The sequence below is a fragment of the Arcicella sp. GW822-FHT02H01 genome (genome assembly GCF_058802005.1).
The window spans coordinates 102228-123614 of sequence record NZ_JBXANT010000004.1 but is presented as its reverse complement, the minus strand read 5'-3'; the positions used below and the strand labels follow the sequence as shown (position 1 = coordinate 123614).

General features: G+C 37.4%; 13 protein-coding genes. 11 read left to right on the top strand and 2 right to left on the bottom strand.

From position 1 onward, the window contains the following. Positions 1-61 precede the first annotated feature (61 nt). Positions 62-3811, bottom strand: coding sequence for a ThuA domain-containing protein (locus AC1RNE_RS22405; protein WP_492804344.1), 3750 nt, complete (start codon positions 3809-3811; stop codon positions 62-64). 212 nt (positions 3812-4023) lie between these two features. On the opposite strand from AC1RNE_RS22405, the gene AC1RNE_RS22400 reads away from it, so the two are divergent. The 5 genes from AC1RNE_RS22400 to AC1RNE_RS22380 all read left to right on the top strand — a co-directional run bounded on the left by AC1RNE_RS22400 (position 4024) and on the right by AC1RNE_RS22380 (position 10764). After that, positions 4024-4737: an NUDIX hydrolase gene (locus tag AC1RNE_RS22400; RefSeq protein ID WP_492804342.1), complete on the top strand. Its 714-nt coding sequence runs from the start codon at positions 4024-4026 to the stop codon at positions 4735-4737. A gap of 108 nt (positions 4738-4845) precedes the next feature. Continuing rightward, positions 4846-6309 carry an aldehyde dehydrogenase (NADP(+)) gene (locus AC1RNE_RS22395; RefSeq protein ID WP_492804340.1) on the top strand — a complete coding sequence of 488 codons (1464 nt, stop codon included), beginning with the start codon at positions 4846-4848 and terminating at the stop codon, positions 6307-6309. Positions 6310-6775: 466 nt separating this feature from the next. After that, complete coding sequence (nagB, locus tag AC1RNE_RS22390) at positions 6776-8707, top strand: glucosamine-6-phosphate deaminase (RefSeq protein WP_492804339.1); 1932 nt, start codon at positions 6776-6778, stop codon at positions 8705-8707. Between the two features lie 192 nt (positions 8708-8899). Further along, entirely contained in the window at positions 8900-10150 is a 1251-nt protein-coding gene (locus AC1RNE_RS22385; protein ID WP_492804338.1) for a sugar MFS transporter, read from the top strand. Positions 10151-10356: 206 nt separating this feature from the next. Then, positions 10357-10764 (top strand): DUF983 domain-containing protein, encoded by a 408-nt coding sequence (locus tag AC1RNE_RS22380; RefSeq protein WP_492804337.1) that lies wholly within the window; start codon positions 10357-10359, stop codon positions 10762-10764. A 188-nt stretch (positions 10765-10952) separates the two neighbouring features. Here the strand turns inward: AC1RNE_RS22380 and AC1RNE_RS22375 are convergent, their stop codons facing one another. After that, the gene (locus AC1RNE_RS22375) at positions 10953-11711 is read right to left on the bottom strand and encodes a DeoR/GlpR family DNA-binding transcription regulator (RefSeq protein ID WP_492804335.1); all 759 of its coding nucleotides are present in this window, start codon (positions 11709-11711) and stop codon (positions 10953-10955) included. Positions 11712-11965: 254 nt separating this feature from the next. Between AC1RNE_RS22375 and AC1RNE_RS22370 the strand changes: the two genes are divergently transcribed. The 6 genes from AC1RNE_RS22370 (at position 11966) to AC1RNE_RS22345 (ending at position 21322) form a co-directional block, all read left to right on the top strand. Continuing rightward, complete coding sequence (locus tag AC1RNE_RS22370) at positions 11966-15166, top strand: SusC/RagA family TonB-linked outer membrane protein (RefSeq protein WP_492804334.1); 3201 nt, start codon at positions 11966-11968, stop codon at positions 15164-15166. A 14-nt stretch (positions 15167-15180) separates the two neighbouring features. Then, positions 15181-16725: a SusD/RagB family nutrient-binding outer membrane lipoprotein gene (locus tag AC1RNE_RS22365; RefSeq protein ID WP_492804332.1), complete on the top strand. Its 1545-nt coding sequence runs from the start codon at positions 15181-15183 to the stop codon at positions 16723-16725. Between the two features lie 188 nt (positions 16726-16913). After that, positions 16914-18227 (top strand): alpha-L-fucosidase, encoded by a 1314-nt coding sequence (locus AC1RNE_RS22360; RefSeq protein ID WP_492804331.1) that lies wholly within the window; start codon positions 16914-16916, stop codon positions 18225-18227. A gap of 252 nt (positions 18228-18479) precedes the next feature. Beyond that, positions 18480-18965, top strand: coding sequence for a RidA family protein (locus AC1RNE_RS22355; protein ID WP_309924478.1), 486 nt, complete (start codon positions 18480-18482; stop codon positions 18963-18965). Positions 18966-18968: 3 nt separating this feature from the next. Beyond that, a complete protein-coding gene (locus AC1RNE_RS22350; RefSeq protein WP_492804330.1) occupies positions 18969-20087 on the top strand; it encodes a D-TA family PLP-dependent enzyme in 1119 nt (372 codons plus the stop codon). Positions 20088-20248: 161 nt separating this feature from the next. Next, complete coding sequence (locus tag AC1RNE_RS22345) at positions 20249-21322, top strand: dipeptidase (protein ID WP_492804328.1); 1074 nt, start codon at positions 20249-20251, stop codon at positions 21320-21322. The last annotated feature ends 65 nt before the right edge of the window (positions 21323-21387 follow it).

Here is a 21387-nt window from a genome sequence, read left to right as displayed (position 1 = left end):
TTTTAAAGGTTTGAAAGAAGGGCAACAAAGTTTTCACCCTGTTGCCCTTCTGTTTTAATACTTATTCTTTTTTACCATCAAAAGCCATTCCCATTGCTTCTAATTTCATTTTAACGACGTTTCCAGTATCATCTTTTACAAAACTAACTGTTCCTTTGCCTCCTGCATCAAACTTATCAGCAGTGTCAGTTGGGGTTAGTTCTCCTACGTTACCGCCTGCATCAATGATTAATTTTCCGTCTTTTGCAGCAATTGAGATAAACTCAAACGGTAAGCCTGTCATTTTATACTTGCCTGCATAAACATTGTAATCTGTTTTAGTCTCAGGCGTCGCAACAGTGGCAGGAGCAGTATCACCTACTTCTGTTTTAAATTCAACACCCATCACTACCATCAACGAGCCTTCCGCCTTTGGGTTTTGGAAGACAACATATAAATCATGCGTTCCTTCGGTAGGAGCAATGTTGATGGCAACTGGTTTGCCCGCAAAGCTCATTTCTTCTGAAGGAGCAAGGAATGGAGATGCTCCTATTACTTTCCCCGTTGGTGAATCAAGGCGTATTTCAATAACTCCGCCTTGGGCATTCAACTGTGCTTTTGGTGTAACAGCTGAGAATGATATTTGCTTAATTTCTGCTAAATCTATCTGATTAAGAGTGACATAAGAACCTGATTTAGAAGGAATAATTAACTCGTTACCACCGAATGACATTTTTGAAACGGCTTCGTATGTATCAAATTTATGCGGACTCATTTTCGCATTACGAAGGGTATATGTTTTTTCAGAAGCTAATGAAGGTATTCCTTTCGAGCCTTGATCTTCGTAAGAAGCACGCAAAATATATACGCCTTGTCCTTTGTCGTTAGCAGGCAATTTAGCCGTATATGCTCCTTTTACAGGCAAAGTATTTGCTTTAGCTTTTTCTTGTGAGAGACTCAAAATATATTTTACCATATCAGATGCATCAGCAGCCGAAAGTTGTGGATGACCACTCATTGGAACTTCTCCCCAAACGCCACTTCCACCAGAAATCACTTTCTTGGTCAATCGTTCTAATGCTCCGCCATCAGTTTTGTATTTAGCCGCAACGTCTTTGTACATCGGTCCCACTGATTTTTTATCAATACTGTGGCAAGCCTTACAGTCACTCGCTTCCATCAATTTTTTGCCTGACGCAAAACTTGCCGAAGCATCTGCTGAACGGTGCCCTTGTGCGATAGCAATTTTATCAAAACCTTCTGCCAGATAGTCAATACTTACTGCTACTTGGTCTGGTTTGATTTTTCCATCTGCCAAGCTTCCATCTTCTTTATCATTTACCCTTACTTCATAATTGAATGGTTTATTCGGGAAGTAAAACGTTTTATTGCTTTTTGGTAAATCAAAAGCCAATGCTGGCGGTTCATTTCCTGCCGTCAATTCCATCGATTGGCTATTGCTTTCGCCTTTACCATCCAAAACTGTAAGCGTTGCTTTATAAACCCCAGCTTTGGTTAATGTCAATGAAGCATCAGGCGTATTGATTACTTTGATAAATCCTTTCTTGTCGGTAATTTTCCAAGTATATTTTAATACATCTCCATCAGCATCTACCGTACCTTTTGAACTAAGTGTTACTTTAAAAGGAATAGCACCCCCCATTTTATCTGCTGCAATTTGTACAATTGGCTTACGATTCCCTCCGTTGTATTCTATGCGAATCAAACGGGCATCATCATTCGCCGTGAACCAACCTGAGCCGTATTCTAACATATATAAATCACCATTTTCGGCAAATTCCATATCCATCGGATTACTAAATTTATAGCTTGGCATAAAGCGTTCCATCGACACATAATTACCTTCTTTGTCTAGCGTAACTGCCATAATCCAGCCACGCATCCATTCGTAAATCAATAATTTTCCATCATAATATTTCGGAAAAGCATGATTAGCATTTTTGAAAGCTTCACTATAAAATACTGGTCCAGCCATGGCGTTTCTACCGCCACTACCTACTAATGGGAATTCTGGAGATTCGGCATAAGGATACCATATAAATGCTTTTTGTGCTGGAGGTAATACTTTCAAACCTGTGTTGTTTGGGGAAGTATTCGTTGGTGCATTGGCATCCCACAATTCTAATGATTTATTATTAACAAAATCAAATTTATTGTAAGCCTTGTTATCACCTACAAAATGTGGCCAACCATAATTGCCTGCTTTGCGTGCTTGTCCTACTTCGTCATGTCCTGCTGGGCCACGGTCAGCAGCAGGTTTGTTGGCGTCTGGTCCAACTTCACCCCAATATAAATTGCCATTTTTTTGGTCTACCGAAATACGGAATGGGTTACGATGTCCCATTGTATAAATTTCAGGACGCGTATTTGGCGTACCTTTTGCAAATAAGTTCCCTTCTGGAATGGTATAAGAACCATCAACAGTAGGCTTAATTCTGATAATTTTACCTCTTAAATCATTCGTGTTGGCCGAGGATTTTTGAGCATCCCAAGGTGAACGATCTGCACGTTCGTCACTTGGACTATAACCACTAGAACCATGTGGGTTCGTATTATCACCCGTTGAAAGGAAAAGATTACCAGCCTTATCCCAAGCAATAGAGCCACCAGTGTGACAACATTGTTCTCTTTGTGTTGGAATTTCTAACAATACCTTTTTAGAAGATAAAACCAATTCATCACCACGTAATTCGTAACGCGTCAAGATATTTTTGGCATCATCACCAGGAGGTGAATAATACAAATAAATCCAGTGATTTTGTGCAAAATTAGGGTCTTTGCTCAAACCTAATAAACCATCTTCTGCTTCTGAAATTTTGCCTTCTTTATCTTTATATTTTGTGCTTACAGGAATCGACGCAATCGTTTTTAATTGTTTCGTTTTAGTATTATACAAACGCACATCTCCACGACGCTCGATAAATAAAATACGGCCGTCATTCAATACGCTTAATTCCATTGGCTCGCTCAATTTTTCTTCTAACACAACTTTAGAAAAACGGTTTTCTTCAGGACGGGCCTTTGCGTAATCTAATGGTTTTGGGGTATCTCCGCCCATTACATAATTTAAGCCAGTCCAAAGGTGTGCCAAGAAAAGAGGCTCGCTATAAGTTTGGTCTGTATGTCCCATTGCTGTATAGAATGAACGACCTCCATCAAATTCATGGTACCAGCTAATTGGGTGGTTGTCGCCATTTTTACCTCCTTGGTATGTTTTCTCATCGATTTTTACCAACACATTAATAGTTGGGTCTATTTTCTGAAAACTATAAAATTCATCTTCACGCTCAAACTCGTCAGGCAACATCTTTGTTCCCCAGTGGTTTTTCATCGTTACATAAAACTTCCCTTTTTGAACATTGCTTGGAGTACTTGGATGGTCTAAGAAAAATGCACCTGCCAAACGACCATACCAAGGCCAGTCGTATTCCGTATCTGTTGCCGCATGGATACCCAAGTAGCCACCGCCAGCTTGGATGTAGCGTTCAAACTCTACTTGTTGTTCAGGGTTTAATACATCCCCTGTAGTACTTAAAAAAACGACAGCACGGTAGCGTTTAAGGTTTTCAGTATTGAATGCAGTTGCATCTTCTGTTAAGTCTACAACAAACCCTTTTTCCTTGGCCATTTTTTGAAAGGCTGCTTGTCCTGCTTCAATAGAAGTATGACGAAAACTAGCCGTTTTGCTAAAGACCAATACTCTGGGCGCATTTGTTTGTCCAATAAGTACCTTAGAACCCAATAAAAAAATACCCAATATCAACATAAGAGTATTTATTAAAGGGGGAAACTGGTAGTGTTTTTTGTTCATTTTAACTGATCGTTTTGAATTAGATAATAAAATTAAATGGCTGAAAACAAAGTAAATGGTAGGTAAACGTAAGGATAAATAATTAAAAAATTAAATATTTCATTGATTAAGTATTATCATTGTTCCATAATGAAACAATGATAATTCATTTTCTTGAATCCGCCAAGTTTTTGTATTATTTTTGTGGAAATTAGTATTAGAATAAGACAAGTATGGAATCCGATAAAATAGTGATTGACGAGAGCAAATACATTCAACAATTGTCCATTGACTGTGTGATATTTGGGTTTCATGGAGAGCAACTAAAGGTATTATTACCGAAAGTAAAGCAATTAGAACTATGGTCGTTGCCAGGTGGGTATATTATGAAAAGTGAAGATATTGAAGCCGCTGCACAAAGAATATTGGAAGAAAGAACAGGGCTAAGAGACATTTATCTTGAACAATTTTACGTTTTTGGCAGAGCCAATCGTTCTACTGGTGAAACCCTCAAGAAAGTATTAATGGCGAATAGAATTCAAATAGCGGAAGACAGTTGGGTTTTCGAGCGTTTTATTTCGATAGGCTATTATGCTTTGGTTGATTTTTCGAAGGTAAATACCAAAATCGGTATCTATGATGAAGCTTGCGAATGGCACGATATTCACCAGTTACCTAATTTAGCTTTTGACCATGCAGAAATCATTCAGAAAGCGTTAGAAACGTTAAGGTTTATGCTCGATGATAAATTAGTTGGACTTAATTTGTTGCCTGAAACGTTTACCATGAAAGAGCTTCAGATTTTATATGAAACTATTCTGGATAAGCCTTTAAGAAGAGATAACTTTCAACGTAAAATATTAACAATGGGCATTTTAGAACGCATTGAAAAAAAATTTACAGGAGCAGCACACAAAGCACCCTATCTTTATAAGTTTGTAAAATAATCATTTATTGATTTTTAGTTTTTGTTCAATAGGTAATTTCTTCCTTTATTTACTTTATATAATATACATAATCAACAGCCTCATCATAAATCGCTGGAATTAAACGAAATGGATAATATTAATGAAATTATGCTTCAATCTGCTGAAGCGTTTAAACAATACCGTAAGGTTTCTGGAAAACAAAAAGCTGTATTTTTAAGAACGATTGCCGAGGAAATTGAAGCGTTGGGCTTGGAGCTCATTCATACTACGATGGAAGAGACCAATCTTCCAGAAGCCCGTTTGTTGGGCGAACGTGGACGTACAATTTTTCAGTTAAGAATGTTTGCTGATTTATTAGAGGAAGGTTCTTGGGTAGAAGCACGCATAGATACTGCTCAACTAGACCGGAAACCATTACCCAAAGTTGACCTTCGTAAAATGTCTGTGCCTCTTGGGACAGTAGTGGTTTTTGGGGCTAGTAATTTCCCTTATGCTTATTCAACCGCTGGTGGCGATACTGCTTCGGCTTTGGCTGCTGGTTGTCCAGTAGTATTAAAAGGTCATCCAGCACATGCTCGTACTTCTGCTATGGTTGCAGGTGCAGTACTACGTGCAGCAGAACGCACAGGAATGCCTAAAGGTACTTTTGCCCATGTAGATGGAGGCAACGGTTTTGAAATCGGGAAAGCCCTAGTAATGCACCCAGTAACTAAAGCGGTTGGTTTTACAGGTTCTTTTGCTGGCGGAAAAGCCTTATTTGATATGGCGAATCAGCGTCCAGAACCGATTCCTGTATTTTCAGAAATGGGAAGTATCAATCCTGTAGTACTAATGCCTGAAAAAATGGCTGAAAGTGCTGAAAGCATTGCCAAAGAATATGCAGGCTCTATCACTTTAGGTGTTGGTCAGTTTTGTACTAATCCAGGGTTGATTTTAGGCGTTGATAATGCTGACTTGGAGCGTTTCATCAGCGTTCTTGCTACGGAAATAGAAAAAGTGGTCCCTTCAAAGATGCTTAATGCAGGTATTTACCAAAACTATGAAGGCAAAAAAACGGTAGCATTAGCACAAAATGAGGTAAAAACAGAAGCAGAATCGCTTGTTGAGAAAACGGATAGCATTCAAGGATTGGCTACTGTAGCTTCTGTTGATGCTGAGGTGTTTTTAGCGAACCCAACTCTACATCAAGAAGTATTTGGTCCTTTTTCTTTGGTGGTAAAATGTAAAGATGTAGCACAGCTAACAGCAGTAATACAGCATTTAGAAGGACAGCTAACAGCTACATTTATGGCTACTGAAGCTGAATTACAAGCGAATGACGACATATTAGAAGCACTCAGAAATATCAGCGGTCGATTGATTTTTAATGGTGTTCCAACAGGTGTTGAAGTGTGTTTTGCGATGCACCATGGCGGACCATTCCCATCATGTACTGACGCTCGTTTTACTTCAGTTGGACCAGATGCTATCAAACGTTTTGTTCGTCCTGCTAGTTATCAAAGCTTCCCAGATAGCCTTTTGCCTGAAGAATTACAGGAATCTAATCCATTGAATATTTGGAGAATGGTAGATAACGAATGGAAAAAATAATTAATAAACTTTGTTAATCGGAAATATATTTCCAGATACGTGAAATTTATAATTTTATCAAAATTTCATCAAATGGGTTAAAATATGTCTTTTTAGCCCATTTGATGTTTTCAACGCTCTTCAAGAAATTCTATATCTCTTCTACTATCTCTTGTTTTTCCATTAATTCTTACTTAAATCCTCAATCAATATTGTATTTTACCCATTAAAAATAGGCTTTATGTGCTATTTAATGCATTTTTTGAAAAAATCAATATTTTATTTCCGATTTTTTATCTTTATTGTTCCTCTCTTTTCTAATTAACATTAGGTAATTTTTTATATTCGGTAATATATTTCAGTAATAATTATTTTACTGTTTTGTATTTTTTATTTTAAAATTCATTGTGTAGTATAATTCTTTTGACATTAAGTTTGTGCTTCTTATTCCATCACTAAGAAATATTTACTCAAAATTGTCATTAAAATGATTGAAGCAACTGAAGCCATAGAATTAGAAAAAGAAGCAATCTCTTTGGAAAGAGTACCCACCAAAATTTATAAAGATGCCTCTGAAGCCTCTAAAGCGGTGGCACAAGAAATCGCAAAAATTATTCGTCACAAAAATGCTTTAGGCAAACCTGCAGTATTAGGTTTAGCTACGGGGTCAACCCCTAAAAAAGTATATGCTGAACTTATTCGCCTGCATAAAACGGAAGGACTAAGTTTTGAAAATGTGATTACTTTCAATTTGGATGAATATTATCCGATGCAACCTGACGCCGTACAGAGTTATCATCGCTTTATGAAAGAACAATTGTTTAATCATATAAACATTGCTCCTGAAAACTGCCATATTCCAACAGGTACTTTGCCACTGGAAAAGCTTTCAATTTTTTGTAAAGAATATGAGGCTCAGATTGAAGAGTTAGGCGGACTAGATATACAAATATTAGGTATCGGTAGAAATGGACATATCGGATTTAACGAACCAGGTTCGTTAGTTAATTCAAGAACCCGTCTAATGACACTTGATATTACTACCCGCATGGATGCTGCTGGCGACTTTGGTTCTTTGGTAAAAGTGCCACGCAGAGCAGTGACAATGGGAATAAAGGCAATCATGGAAGCCAAAAGAGTTGTTCTTTTAGCTTTTGGGGAGCATAAAGCAAAAGTAATCAAGGAGGCAATAGAAGGTACTGTTTCTGAAAAAATACCAGCATCATATTTACAAGGGCATCAGAATGTAAGATTCATTTTAGATGAAGCCAGTGCTTCGGAATTGAGTAGTCGAAAAAAACCTTGGTTGTTTGATGAAGTAAATTGGGATAAGATGATGGTGAAAAAGGCCGTTACCAATTTAGCATTGAGTTTGGATAAACCTATCTTGAAATTAACCAACCGTGATTATAATGAAAACGGTTTGAGTGATTTATTAGCGAACTACGGACAGGCTTACGATATTAACTTACAGGTTTTCCAAAGCCTTCAACATACTATTACGGGATGGCCAGGGGGCAAGTCGCTAGCGAGTGATGCCAACAGACCAGAAAGAGCTTTCCCTGCACAGAAAAGAGTCTTGATTTTCAGTCCACACCCTGACGATGATATTATCTCGATGGGGGGAACATTCCAACGTTTAGTTGACCAAGGACATGATGTACACGTAGCTTACCAGACTTCTGGAAACATTGCTGTGGCAGACGATGAAGCCCTACGCTTTATCGATTTCTTAGACGATTTCAATAACACCTTCGATATCGAGAACAGAAAATACAATACTGTTTTTGAAGAAGCTCGTGCATTTTTAAGTACTAAAAAAGACAGTGAAATAGATATTCCTGCGGTGCGTTATGTAAAAGGCATCATTCGTCAAGGTGAAGCAAAAGCTACTTGCCGTTTTGTTGGTATTCCTGCTACTAATGTTCACTTTTTGAATATGCCTTTTTATGAAACAGGTGCTATTCAAAAAATGCCATTGGGCGAAGCAGACATCAAAATTGTATCGAATATCATTGCTGAAATAAAACCACATCAAATTTTTGCAGCAGGCGACTTGGCCGACCCACACGGAACGCACAAAGTATGCTTAGATGCTATTTTTGAATCGCTTGATCGTTTGAAAAAAGAAGAATACATGAATGACTGTTGGGTGTGGTTGTATCGTGGAGCATGGGCAGAATGGGATATTCATGAAATTGAAATGGCTGTGCCAATGAGCCCAACGCAAGTATTGCAGAAGCGTCATGGTATTTTCAAACACCAATCTCAAAAAGATGGGGTAGTTTTTCAAGGGAACGATTCAAGAGAATTCTGGCAACGTGCCGAAGACAGAAATAGCGCTACCGCTGAATTGTACAATAAGTTAGGTTTTGCAGAATATGCAGCCATCGAGGCTTTTGTAAGATATCATTATTGATTTTAGGGTAAGTTTTTCCTTATTATCAATCAAAACAACAAGTATTTAGTTAGAACTGGTTATATATTAATAATGCTTGAACATTAGAATTCACTACGGGCTATGCCTGTAGTGAATTTATTTAATATGTGCCTTTCAAGATTGTCTTCAACTTACTTTATTTATACATTTTGCCCCAAACCAACCACCATTATGACTAAAAATAAATCTTTTCTATCGCCCATTGTTATCATCGGGATGCTGTTTTTCATCTTTGGTTTTATCACTTGGCTCAACGGAACCCTTATACCATTTCTTAAAATTGCTTGTGAACTTGAATATGCCGAGGCTCTTTTAGTAACCTTTGCTTTTTATATTGCCTATGTTTTTTTAGCGATTCCATCGTCTTTAATTTTGACAAAAGTAGGCTTTAAAAACGGTATGGCTTGGGGATTGGTAATAATGGCGATAGGTGCCGTTGTATTTGTGCCTGCTGCCCAAAGTCGTTCTTTTGCTTTATTCCTTACAGGATTATTCATTCAAGGAGCAGGGATTTCTTTATTACAAACGGCATCCAATCCATATATCAGTATTTTAGGCCCGATTGAGAGTGCTGCTCAACGCATTAGTATCATGGGTGTTTGTAATAAGATTGCAGGAGCCTTAAGTCCACTGATATTAGGGGCAATCATTTTAGATGGTGCAAGCGACATCGAAAATCAATTAAAAACGAGCCTTGCCAGTGAAAAAGAAATATTATTAAACGAATTGGCTGGACGAGTTATCGTACCTTATATCGTAATGGCCATTGCATTATTGCTTTTGGCATTTATGATTTATAAATCTAGTTTGCCTGAGATTGACACAAGCAAGGATGAAAACGAAGCCGTTCAAGATACAAGCGGAAAAAGTATATTCCAACACGTAAATTTGGTATTAGGGATTTTAGCTATTTTTTGTTGTGTAGGCGTTGAAGTAATTGCTGGAGATACTATCGGACAATACGGAAGTTCATTAGGCATTAGTTTAGATGTTGCTAAAAACTTTACTTCGCTAACGTTAATTGCTATGCTAGTTGGTTATTTTGTAGGTATCGTGGCTATTCCGAAATACATTCCGCAAAATAAGGCATTGATGTATTGTGGTATTATTGGCGTACTATTTACCATCGGTATCATCTTTACGTCTGGATTTACGTCTGTTGGTTTTGTGGCATTGTTGGGTTTAGCTAATTCTTTAATGTGGCCAGCCATTTTCCCTTTAGCGATTAAAGGATTGGGTAAAAAGACCGAATTTGGTTCTGCTTTGTTGATTATGGGTATTGGTGGCGGTGCTATTTTACCATTTTTCTATGGAAAAATCGCTGAGTCAGTAGGTGTTCAACAAGCATATCTGATATTAATTCCTTGCTATCTATACATATTATACTTCGCAACGATTGGACACAAAAAACAAACGTGGTAAAACAATTAGTGATTGAGTGAATTGTGAGTTAGTGATTAGATGTATAGGAATAAAATCACAACTCACTCAAACACTAATTCACTAAATAAGTAAATAGTCCTATAGACAGCTTATTAAATACCATTAGATTGGATGGCTTGGTAGTAGCTTTGTTGTATGATTATTAAATGATAAAAATCATTTAAAGATAATTAAACAATAAAGTTATGAGCCAGTATCAGACCTTGAAATTAGATAGAGAGCGTTCTAAATTTGAAGCCATTGTCGAACAAAGATGTCCACAATGTAGAGAAGGTAAAATGTTTAAATATTCATTCTTACGTGTAGATAAGTTTGATGAAATGCATACAAATTGTCCTGTTTGTAATTTACGTTACGAAGTAGAACCGGGCTTTTGGTATGGAGCGATGTTTGTAAGCTATGGGTTTTCCATATTAATATTAATTGTGTTGGGCGTAGTATTGTATTGGTTTTTTAATGACCCTCCGATTATGGGTTATATCATCCCAATCACAGTAGTATCACTTCTTTCGGTACCTTTTAATTTCAGAATGTCGAGATCTGTATTTTTACACCTCTTCGGCTTTGTAAAATATAAACCAGAGGTTAGGTAGTTGTGAATTAGTGAATTGTGATTTAGTGATTTAGTGATTTAGTGATTTAGTGATTTAGTGATTTAGTGATTGGGAAGGCGATTCACAGAAAGTAAGTTCCCCAAAATTATTTTATTTTTCAATTTTTTTAAAAATCACTAACTCACAACTCACTCAATCAGTCATTGTAAACAATCAATCACAATTAATTATAAAACTTGCAACTTGCTATTTTGATAAGCAGATAATTCTGGAGAATGGGCGGGTAATTCAGTAATTAAGTAGTCGATTTCTTGTAGGTCGGCTACTTTCATTTTCATCACAGAATTTAATTTTTCTGAAATAGCCAATACCGCCACCTTGTCTGATGCCTTCATCATCGCCTTTTTTACTTGTACCGTTTCCCAATCAGAGTCAGTTAAACCTCCCTGAGCATCCAGCGCATTTGTACCCAAAATACATAAATCTGCTTTCATTTCTGAAAGGCGGTGATGTACTTCTCCACCAATAGACATTTGACTGTATCTTGATACTTGTCCACCAATCAGAATAATCTCAATATTAGGTTTATCCAATAATTCAACAGCCGTTAAAGGGTTGACTGTCATGAAGGTAGCCGTAAAATCCTCTGGAATTAGTTTTACAAATTCTCGGATAGTAGTACCCCCACCAATCAGCACTAACATTCCCTCTTTTAACAAAGAAAATGCTTTTTGTCCTATTTCTACTTTATGACTATGGGCATAGGTCTCCTTAAGATTAGAAGAGTGATGGTAAGCTTTTGACATAGCCCCGCCTCTAATCTTGATAATTTCGCCCTCTTCTGCTAATTCATTAATATCTCTTCGAATGGTGTCTTCAGATACACTCAACGCTTCTACTAATTCTCCTAAAGATATTCTTGTATGAACATTGATTTCTTTTAAAATCAAATCTTTACGTTCTTTCTTTAATAAGTTAATCGACATTATAATTATTAAAATTTATCAAATTGAATAGAACAAAGGTATAAAAAAACTGCAAATTATCAGAAGGTTTTAGGGTAAATTATATTGCAAATTTTGCAATTTTTAAGAAAAAATACTCATTTTTATTACAATTTGTTATTATTTTCTTAACAAATTGTTTTTCGTGTGCAAAAAATTTATATGTTTGTTGCAATAAGTGCAATATTTATTTGCGGTTATTGCAGAATCCAATTTACCATAAAAAACTTTTAAGCATGAAAAAAATTAGACTATTAAAAAGCCCTCAACGCTTCTTATGGCTTTCTCTTATTGGAAGTTTAGCAATAAGTGGCTATTCGCATGCTGATGTGAATAAAAATACCGTTACTTATCTTCGAAAACCATCAGAAAAGAGTGTAGCTAAAGAAATAGGAGGGAAAGTTGTTTCTGCAAAAGATGCAAGTCCAGTGATTGGTGCTGCGGTTTTTATCAAAGAAAGTCCAAGAGTTGGAACAAGCACAGATGCAGAAGGAAATTTCAAACTGAACTTGCCAGATAACATCGCTACTAAAAATATTACGTTAGTAGTTAGTAGTGTGGGGTTTGAAACATTTGAAGTGGCTCTTTCAGCAGGACAAACTTCTGTTTCAGTGACATTAAAAGAAAGTGTTCAGCAACTTGGAGAAATTGTCGTAACAGCTTTGGGCGTAAAGAAAGACAAGCGTGCACTTGCTTATTCAGTATCAGAAATAAATGGTGCGGAATTCACACAAGCTCGTGAGAACAACGTAGCCAATGGTTTAACAGGAAAAATAGCTGGGGTAAATGCTACTGGTTTATCTACTGGTCCTGGTGGTTCAAGTCGTGTGGTTATTCGTGGTAATGGTTCATTGACTGGTAATAGCCAACCCTTATACGTAATCAACGGGATGCCAATAGATAACAGTGTTCCTGGTGGAAGTTCATTACCTAACGGCTTAGGAACTAAAGCTGGAACAGACCGTGGAGATGGTATTGCAGCCATCAATCCAGATGATATCGAGTCAATGACAGTACTAAAAGGTGGTGCTGCTGCGGCATTGTATGGTTCACGTGGTGCTAATGGGGTAATCTTGATTACTACCAAAAAAGGAAAGCAACAAAAAGGAATTGGCGTAGAATACAATGGTACGTATTCAATGGAAAATATCTCTGTATTTCCAGATTTCCAATATGAATACGGACAAGGAGATGGTGGCGTAAAACCAACAACACTGGCACAGGCACAAGGAACTGGTCGCCGTTCGTTTGGGTCAAAAATCGATGGTTCTACTGATTATGTAGCAGCTGATGGTAAAACTCACCCGTATGTAGCACAAAAGGATAACCTGAAGAATTTTTATCAGACAGGAACAACTTTCACTAACTCTCTTGCTTTTTCAGGAGGTAACGACGCGATTTTATACCGTCTTTCTTTAGCAGATATGGATGCGAAAGGCATATTGCCTTCTAATACTTATAATCGTAAAACGGCTAGTTTAAATATTTCAGCTAAACTAAGCGACCGCCTTAGAGCAGAAGCAGTAGTACAGTATAATCTTGAAAAAGGTAATAATAGACCAGTGGCAGGGGATGCTTTGGGTAACCCAAACTGGATGCCATACGAAGTAGCCAATACAGTAGATGTACGTTGGTTGAATCCTGGATATGATACGAATGGTAATGAGATTTTTTGGAACGATGCAGGTATCGTAACCAATGGTTACTTCTTTATCAATAAGTTTAAGCAAACAGATACGAAAGACCGTTTTATTGGACAAGCTTCAATTTCGTATGATATATTAAAAAACCTGACCATAAAAGGTACTACGACGCGCGATTTCTATAATTATAATTTCACGAGTATTCAGCCAACAGGCGGGCAGTATATCCCTCAAGGTCAGTACGATGGCATCAAGTCGGATGTATCAGAAACTAATAGCATGATTACGGTTGCTTACAATACCAAATTTGCAGAAACAATTGGATTGTCAGTATTAGCAGGAGGGAATACTCGTCAGTTTAAAAACAATCAATTTGACTTCTATGGACAGGGCTATACGATACCTTATTTCTATAGTTTTTCAAACTTGTCAACATCTACGGCTACTCCAGTTACTAGTAATATCAAAACAAACTCGGTATTTGGTTCAGCAGATTTAGATTATAAAGGAATCTGGTTTTTAACACTGACTGGTCGTCAGGATTGGTTTTCAACACTAAGCCCTAAAAACAATAATATCTTCTATCCAAGTGTTGGAACAAGTTTGATTTTATCAGATGTAATCAGAATGCCACAGGCATTTGATCAAGTAAAATTGCGTGGTTCATGGGCACAAGTAGGTGGGGGCGGTCCTGACCCTTATGCTATTAACTTAGCATATAGCAATGTTCCAAGTGCGAGCTCAGTACCATTACAAAATGTAAGCTCTACTTCGATTACTAATGCAGAATTAAAACCGTTTACTTCTACAACAGTTGAATTAGGATTAAGTACTCGCTTGTTTGGAGGACGTTTAAATTTTGATGCCGCATTGTATGACAAAAAATCATCCAATGATATTGTAAGTGTACCTATTTCAGGAGCATCAGGTTATACAAGTGCTATTTTGAACTCAGGCGAATTAAGTAATAAAGGGATAGAATTGTTGATAGAAGGTACGCCTATTAAATCTGCTGATTTCTCATGGAATACTAGCTTCAACTTCGCCTATAACAAAAGTGAAGTATTAAAGCTAGCTGATGGTATCAGTACGTTTTCAATCGGAACTTCTGCCAATGGTAACGCATTCATTAACAACCAAGTAGGAATGCCTTTTGGTGGAATTTATGGATACCGTAAAAAGACAGATGCTGCGGGAAGAATTATCTATGATACCAACTCTAACCTGCCTTTACAAACTGATAATAACCAGTTTTTGGGCAATGGTGTTCCTCCTTATACAATGGGTTTAACCAACTCATTCAAATACAAAAACTTCTCATTAGATGTATTGGTTGATGGTAAGTTTGGTAGTAGTATCTTCTCAGTAATGGAAGTATATGCTACTCGTCTAGGATTGTTGAAATCTACCTTGCCAGGTCGTGAAAATGGTTTAGCATTAAGCGGTGTTACTGCTAACGGAGATGCCTATTCTTATACAGTACCTGTGGCTAATTTACGTAGTGCATACTATAATAACTTAAACAGATATACTGAATTATTTGTGCATGATGCAAGTTTTGTGAAACTACGTCAGGTTATCATTTCTTACCGTCTCCCTGCTGGTTTCTTGAAAGCATTGGGTATACAGTCGGCAAGCGTATCATTAGTAGGACGTAACCTTCTGATTCTGTATAAGAAAACAGATAATTTTGATCCAGAGCAAAGCTTGACCAATGGTGCAGCACAAGGTATCGAGTCGGTTGGCTTACCTCGTACTCGTTCATACGGTTTGAACCTGAATTTCAAATTCTAACAAAAAGCAAGACAATGAAACAGTTATTTTCAAGATATACATTCCCTTTACTCGCAGCATGTAGCATATTTCTTACAGCCTGCGATGGAGATTTCGCTGAAATCAACACCAATCCCAATGCGGTATCCGTCCCTACTACTCCCTATATATTTAGCAAAGCCCTATACGATGGTGCAGCGAATAGTGGAAACAAGGGGAGCCTTTTGTTTGGATTGATGCAATATACTACCAGCTATAATGACGTAGAAGGTTTTGGTTCTAAATATACAGCCTCACAAGTGAATGCTACAGGTAGTGTGTTTACGAACTCTTATCCAAACCAGATTAATGAAATTGGCGAGGTAATTAAAGCAGTAAAAGATGACCCTACAAAGGTAAATCTGTATGCAACAGCGCGTATTTGGCGAGTATATTGCTTCAGTCGCCTTACCGATTTATATGGCGATATTCCTTACTCACAGGCAGGACAAGGCTATAATCTTTCTGTATTTCAGCCTAAATATGATGCTCAGAGTACGATTTATGCAGATATGTTGAAAGAATTGGAGGCAGCAGCTACGGCCTTGACAACTTCTAATACTACTACTTTCGGTAATTCTGATTTGATTTACCAAGGAAATGTTACTCAATGGAAAAAGTTTGCCTATTCATTGATGTTGCGGTTAGGTATGCGTTTGACAAAAGTAGATGCAGCAGGTGCACAAAGCTGGGTGACTAAAGCCGTTGCTGGTGGAATAATCAGAGAGTATGCAGACATTGCCAAAGTGAGCTATACTTCTGGTGGTCAGAATATTAATAAAAACCCAGTAGCATGGCAGTTACTGAATGATAATTATTTACGTGCTGATGGGGTAAACAATACTGAAGGAGGTAAATATCAGCAAGTATTTATCAATTCATTAAAAGCTAATAATGACCCTCGCTTAGGGGTGCTTTCGGTAGTATATGTAAATGGTAATGCTAGTTCAGATGAAAGTATTCAGAAAGGGATGCCTGCTACGATTAATGGAACCAAGCCTTCTGACTTTGTTACTTATTCAGAGCCAAAGCAAACAACAGTATTAAAAGTAGATGCCCCTTTGTTGTTGTTTACAGCAGCAGAATCTAATTTCTTATTGGCAGAAGCTGCTTTAAGAGGTTGGTATAGTGCCGAAACGGCTACTAGTTTATACGAAGCTGGTATTCGTGCATCGATGAGACAGTGGGATTTGATTAGTGGGACTACCAACGTGATTGACAAAACTCGTATCGATAGTTATGTGGCGACTCATGCTTTAAAGACTACTGGTTCAGTAGCTACTCAGACGGAACAGATTTACAATGAGGTTTGGGTTGGTCTTTTCCCAGATGCTCAGGAAGTATATAACAACTACCGCCGTACGGGTTATCCAGCTTTGACGCCAAACGTATATCCTGGTAATGCAACAGGTGGTAAAATATTCCGTCGATTCTTATATCCTGTGTTAGAACAGACCCTTAACAGAGCTTCATATAATGATGCTGTACAAAGACAAGGTGTTGACGATTTATTAACCCGAGTTTGGTGGGATAAACAATAGACTATTATCCAATTTTATATAAACACTTCATCCGTAGTAACGAACGCCTTGAGGTTCGTTGCTACGGGGTGAAGTACTTAAAATCAATAAACTTTTGTAATTTCATAAAATGCTCAATCACAATTGTTTATAATAAGATTATGTTTTTAAAAAAGATAGTAATATTCTTGATTTGCATTTGTTTTACGATGCAAATTCAGGCACAAAAAGTACAAGTAAATAACAAGCCAGAACGCATAAATTGGTTTCAAGATTTAGCTTTTGGGATGTTTATCCATTGGAATGTAGATGTCTCTTTAGGGGCTGTTATTAGTCATTCATTGGCAGGAGCTTCAAACGAATATGTTGAAAAATACATCAACGAATTACCTAAATACTTTAATCCTAACAAATTTAACCCTACTGATTGGGCAAAGAGTGCCAAATTAGCAGGCATGAAGTATGTAGTTTTTACGGCGAAACATCATTCTGGTTTTTGTATGTTTAATACCCAAACTACACCCTTCAATGTGATGAACACTCCTTACGGAAAAGACCTTACCAAAGAAATTATTGATGCTTTCAGAAAAGAAGGAATTGCCATTGGAATTTATTTCTCGCCAGAAGACTTTAACTATTTTCATAAAAACAATATTCAGATAGGTCGTTTACAATTGCCAGAACATTTTCCTGCTAATAATAAAGGGTTGATGGATTATGATAAAAAGCAATTGAAGGAATTATTGACTAATTACGGAAAGGTAGACATTCTTTTTATTGATGGGCCAGGTGATGGACTACGTGAATATGCTTGGAGTTTGAACCCTGAATTGGTGATTACGCGTGATATCATGACAACGCCTGAGCAAAACACGCCCGACGAACCGATGGCTCGTCCTTGGGAGGCTTGTTATACGATGGGCACAGATTGGCAGTACAAACCAACGAATGACCCTCATAAATCTGGTACAGAAATCATCAATATGCTCGTTGAAATCAGGGCAAAAGGAGGTAACTTCTTATTGAATGTTGGCCCTAAGCAAGACGGAGAGTTGCAAATAGAACAACAAGCACTTTTACAAGAAATAGCCCTTTGGAATTTTGCTAATGCAGAAGCCATTCATGCCGTAAAACCACTTTCTGTCGTGCGTGAAGATAATATTTGGTACACGCAGTCGAACGATGAAAAGTACATTTATGCAATTGTGCAAAGAAGTGGATTTGAAGACTGGAGATATGGGACACGCAAAAACTTTGTGCTGACACACATAGAAGGGAATGCCAATACCAAAGTGAGTATTTTGGGCTATAAAAGCGAATTGGTAGAATACAAAAAAGATTTTGATGCTAAAATCTACAATGCTCCTACCACCATTGGGTTAGTTGTAAGTGCCGTCAATGGTCAACGCTTTTACACTAACAATCAATGGAAAAATGCGGTAGTATTGAAAATTGAAAATGCAAAATTCAGAAAAATCAATACCCCCAAAGCAACCCAAAGTTCGATAGACGGTGCGAAGTAGGACGTCAGAATATTATTACTTTCAATCCGTTATTGACAGGATAAAAATTTGTGAAAATAATTCTCTTAATTAATGCTGTAAGGTGTTCATTTATAGTAAATTAATGAAATAATTCACGGATTTGCTTCATAGAAAACGTCAGGATTGATAAGGGCAACACTTAGATTACTTTTTTAAACCTTGCAAAAAGCATGATGAAGGTTTTATGAAAAGCTTCATCAACACAAATTTGAAACAAAAACAATTACTATTATGAACGTTATTGAATTACTTAGTCCAGAACAGTCTTTTGAAACTCTCGGATTATCCCTACCTCCAGCACCGCTTCCTTTAGGTGTTTATAAACCTTACTTAATAGATGGCAAATACCTCTACCTATCTGGACATGGCCCTGTAAGAGACGATAAAAGCTTGATTATTGGTAGAATTGGTAAAGACTTAGATATAGAAGAAGGAAAATTAGCGGCTTGTCAAGTAGGCTTAACCATGCTTTCAACCATCAAAACACATCTTGGTAGTTTAGATAGAGTAAAGCGTGTCATCAAAATTTTGGGCATGGTGAATTGCGTATCAGAATTTGAACGCCATCCTTATGTTATCAATGGATGTAGTGAGCTTTTTGCCAAAGTATGGGGAACCGAAAATGGCATTGGTGTAAGAAGTGCAGTAGGGATGGGAACACTTCCAGATAATATTCCTGTAGAAATTGAGGCGATGTTCGAACTTCATGAAGACTAGGCCATGAGTAATAACACTATTGGGTACAACATTGAAAATATTAATACGCTTGATACGCCCGCTTTGGTAGTTTTTTCAGACATCGTACAGCGTAATATCCAAAAGCTTGTTGCTTCTATTGATGATGTCAGCCGTTTGAGGCCACACATCAAAACACATAAAACCTTAGAAGTGACAAAGTTGTTGCAAGAAGCAGGTATCCAGAAATTTAAATGTGCTACCATTGCAGAAACAGAACTTTTGGCAATTGCTAAAGCCAAGGATGTACTCTTGGCATATCAGCCAGTAGGGGCTAAATTGTTGCGTTTGATTGAAATCATCAAGCACTTTCCTGAAACGAAATTTTCGTGTTTAGTCGATTCTTTAGCAGTAGCTAAAGAGATGGCGAAAGTCGCGCAGGAAAACGACCTTACTTTATCGCTTTATATCGATTTGAATGTTGGTATGAACCGAACAGGTATTTTACCAGAAAATGCACTTGAATTAATCCTTTCTTTACAAGATATGGAGGCCTTGTCAGTGGAAGGCTTCCATATTTATGATGGTAACATCAAAGATGTTGACCTTGACGTTCGTACTCAACAATGTAATGCGGCTTTCCAAGCTGTAAATGATTTAGTAGAAAAACTAACAGAAAAAGGCATTCAAAACCTCAATATTGTAGCGGGAGGAACACCAACGTTTCCGATTCATGCGAAAAGGGATAAGGTGGAATGTAGCCCAGGTACTTTTGTGTATTGGGATAAGGGTTATTTAGATTCTTTCCCAGAGCAAGATTTTGAACCAGCGGCTTTAGTGATAAGTCGGGTAATTTCTTTGCCTGATAAAGACAAAATTTGCTTGGATTTAGGACATAAATCTGTAGCAGCAGAGAACCCTTTGGATAGAAGAGTATTTTTCTTGAATGCTCCTGACGTAACTTTTATCGGACAAAGTGAAGAACACTTAGTCTTGGGTGTTCCCGAAAACCATACTTATCAAATTGGAGATGTTTTTTATGGGTTACCCATTCATATCTGCCCAACATGTGCTTTGTACGAAAAAGCAAATATTGTAGCGCATGAAGTATTGACAGGTGAAAAATGGAAAATTGTTGCCAGAGACAGACAAATTAATTATTGAGGGCGATTAGTGAATGTTGTTTTATATCATTAAATAATGCTTGACAATTATTATATAGACTTTCCAGAAACTTTTTAGTGCTGGAAAGTCTTTTTGCACATTATATCTGAATTCATTGAAAAATCTGACAAGTTCAACACTTGTCTTACACGAAATAGCATATGTTTACAATAGACGCACATCTTGACCTTAGCATGAATGCGATGGAATGGAATCGTGATTTAAGATTATCAGTCTCTGAAATTCGTGAGAGAGAAAAAGGTATGACAGATAAACCAGATCGTGCCAAAGGAACAGTTACTTTTCCTGAATTAAGAAAAGGGAATATAGGATTGGTCGTAGCAACACAAATAGCACGTTTTGTAAAACCAGATAGTACATTACCAGGCTGGGCATCGCCAGAGCAAGCGTGGGCACAAACGCAAGGACAAGTAGCATGGTATAAAAGCATGGAGGAATGTGGCGAGATGGTTCAAATCAATAATCTTGAATCGTTAGAAAAACATCTTGCATTGTGGAATGATGGTACACCCAACGAAAACAAACCTATTGGCTATATTTTAAGTTTAGAGGGAGCAGATTCGCTAGTGACTATCAATCATGTAGAGCGAGCCTATCAATATGGTTTGCGTGCTATTGGTCCAGCACACTATGGTCCAGGGCGTTATGCTCAGGGAACCGATGCGACTGGTTTTATGGGAAAAGCAGGACAGGACTTACTGAAAGAAATGGAAAGACTGAACATCATTTTAGATGCTACGCATTTATGTGATGATAGTTTCTGGGAAGCCATGGATCATTTCAATGGGGCTGTTTGGGCAAGTCATAATTTATGTAGAAGCTTAGTGAATCATAATAGACAATTTAGCGACGAACAAATAAAGGAATTAATTAGTAGGGATGCCGTAATTGGCGGAGCATTAGATGCTTGGATGATGGTTCCTAATTGGGTTAGAGGCAAATCAACACCCGAAGGGATGAACTGTAATTTGGCTGTCATGGTAGACCACCTCGACCATATTTGTCAACTGGCGGGCAATGCACTTCATGTGGGCATTGGTTCAGATTTAGATGGAGCTTTTGGACGTGAACAAAGTCCTTATGATTTAGATACCATTGCGGATTTACAGACGATACCAGCTATTTTAGAGAAAAGAGGTTATACTCAAACGGATATAGAAAACATCATGCATGGTAACTGGTTGAGGTTTTTAAGAAAGAACTGGAGTAAATAGCTTTCAGCAATAAGCGTTGAGTTATGTGTTTTTGAGGTATTAGGAATTTTAAATACCTCAAAAAC

What these genes read in the sequence shown, in the direction of transcription:
- AC1RNE_RS22405 (WP_492804344.1), bottom strand. Translation starts at nt 3,811, where the DNA reads ATGAACAAAAAACACTACCAGTTTCCCCCTTTAATAAATACTCTTATG.
- AC1RNE_RS22400 (WP_492804342.1), top strand. Translation starts at nt 4,024, where the DNA reads ATGGAATCCGATAAAATAGTGATTGACGAGAGCAAATACATTCAACAA.
- AC1RNE_RS22395 (WP_492804340.1), top strand. Translation starts at nt 4,846, where the DNA reads ATGGATAATATTAATGAAATTATGCTTCAATCTGCTGAAGCGTTTAAA.
- nagB (WP_492804339.1), top strand. Translation starts at nt 6,776, where the DNA reads ATGATTGAAGCAACTGAAGCCATAGAATTAGAAAAAGAAGCAATCTCT.
- AC1RNE_RS22385 (WP_492804338.1), top strand. Translation starts at nt 8,900, where the DNA reads ATGACTAAAAATAAATCTTTTCTATCGCCCATTGTTATCATCGGGATG.
- AC1RNE_RS22380 (WP_492804337.1), top strand. Translation starts at nt 10,357, where the DNA reads ATGAGCCAGTATCAGACCTTGAAATTAGATAGAGAGCGTTCTAAATTT.
- AC1RNE_RS22375 (WP_492804335.1), bottom strand. Translation starts at nt 11,711, where the DNA reads ATGTCGATTAACTTATTAAAGAAAGAACGTAAAGATTTGATTTTAAAA.
- AC1RNE_RS22370 (WP_492804334.1), top strand. Translation starts at nt 11,966, where the DNA reads ATGAAAAAAATTAGACTATTAAAAAGCCCTCAACGCTTCTTATGGCTT.
- AC1RNE_RS22365 (WP_492804332.1), top strand. Translation starts at nt 15,181, where the DNA reads ATGAAACAGTTATTTTCAAGATATACATTCCCTTTACTCGCAGCATGT.
- AC1RNE_RS22360 (WP_492804331.1), top strand. Translation starts at nt 16,914, where the DNA reads ATGCAAATTCAGGCACAAAAAGTACAAGTAAATAACAAGCCAGAACGC.
- AC1RNE_RS22355 (WP_309924478.1), top strand. Translation starts at nt 18,480, where the DNA reads ATGAACGTTATTGAATTACTTAGTCCAGAACAGTCTTTTGAAACTCTC.
- AC1RNE_RS22350 (WP_492804330.1), top strand. Translation starts at nt 18,969, where the DNA reads ATGAGTAATAACACTATTGGGTACAACATTGAAAATATTAATACGCTT.
- AC1RNE_RS22345 (WP_492804328.1), top strand. Translation starts at nt 20,249, where the DNA reads ATGTTTACAATAGACGCACATCTTGACCTTAGCATGAATGCGATGGAA.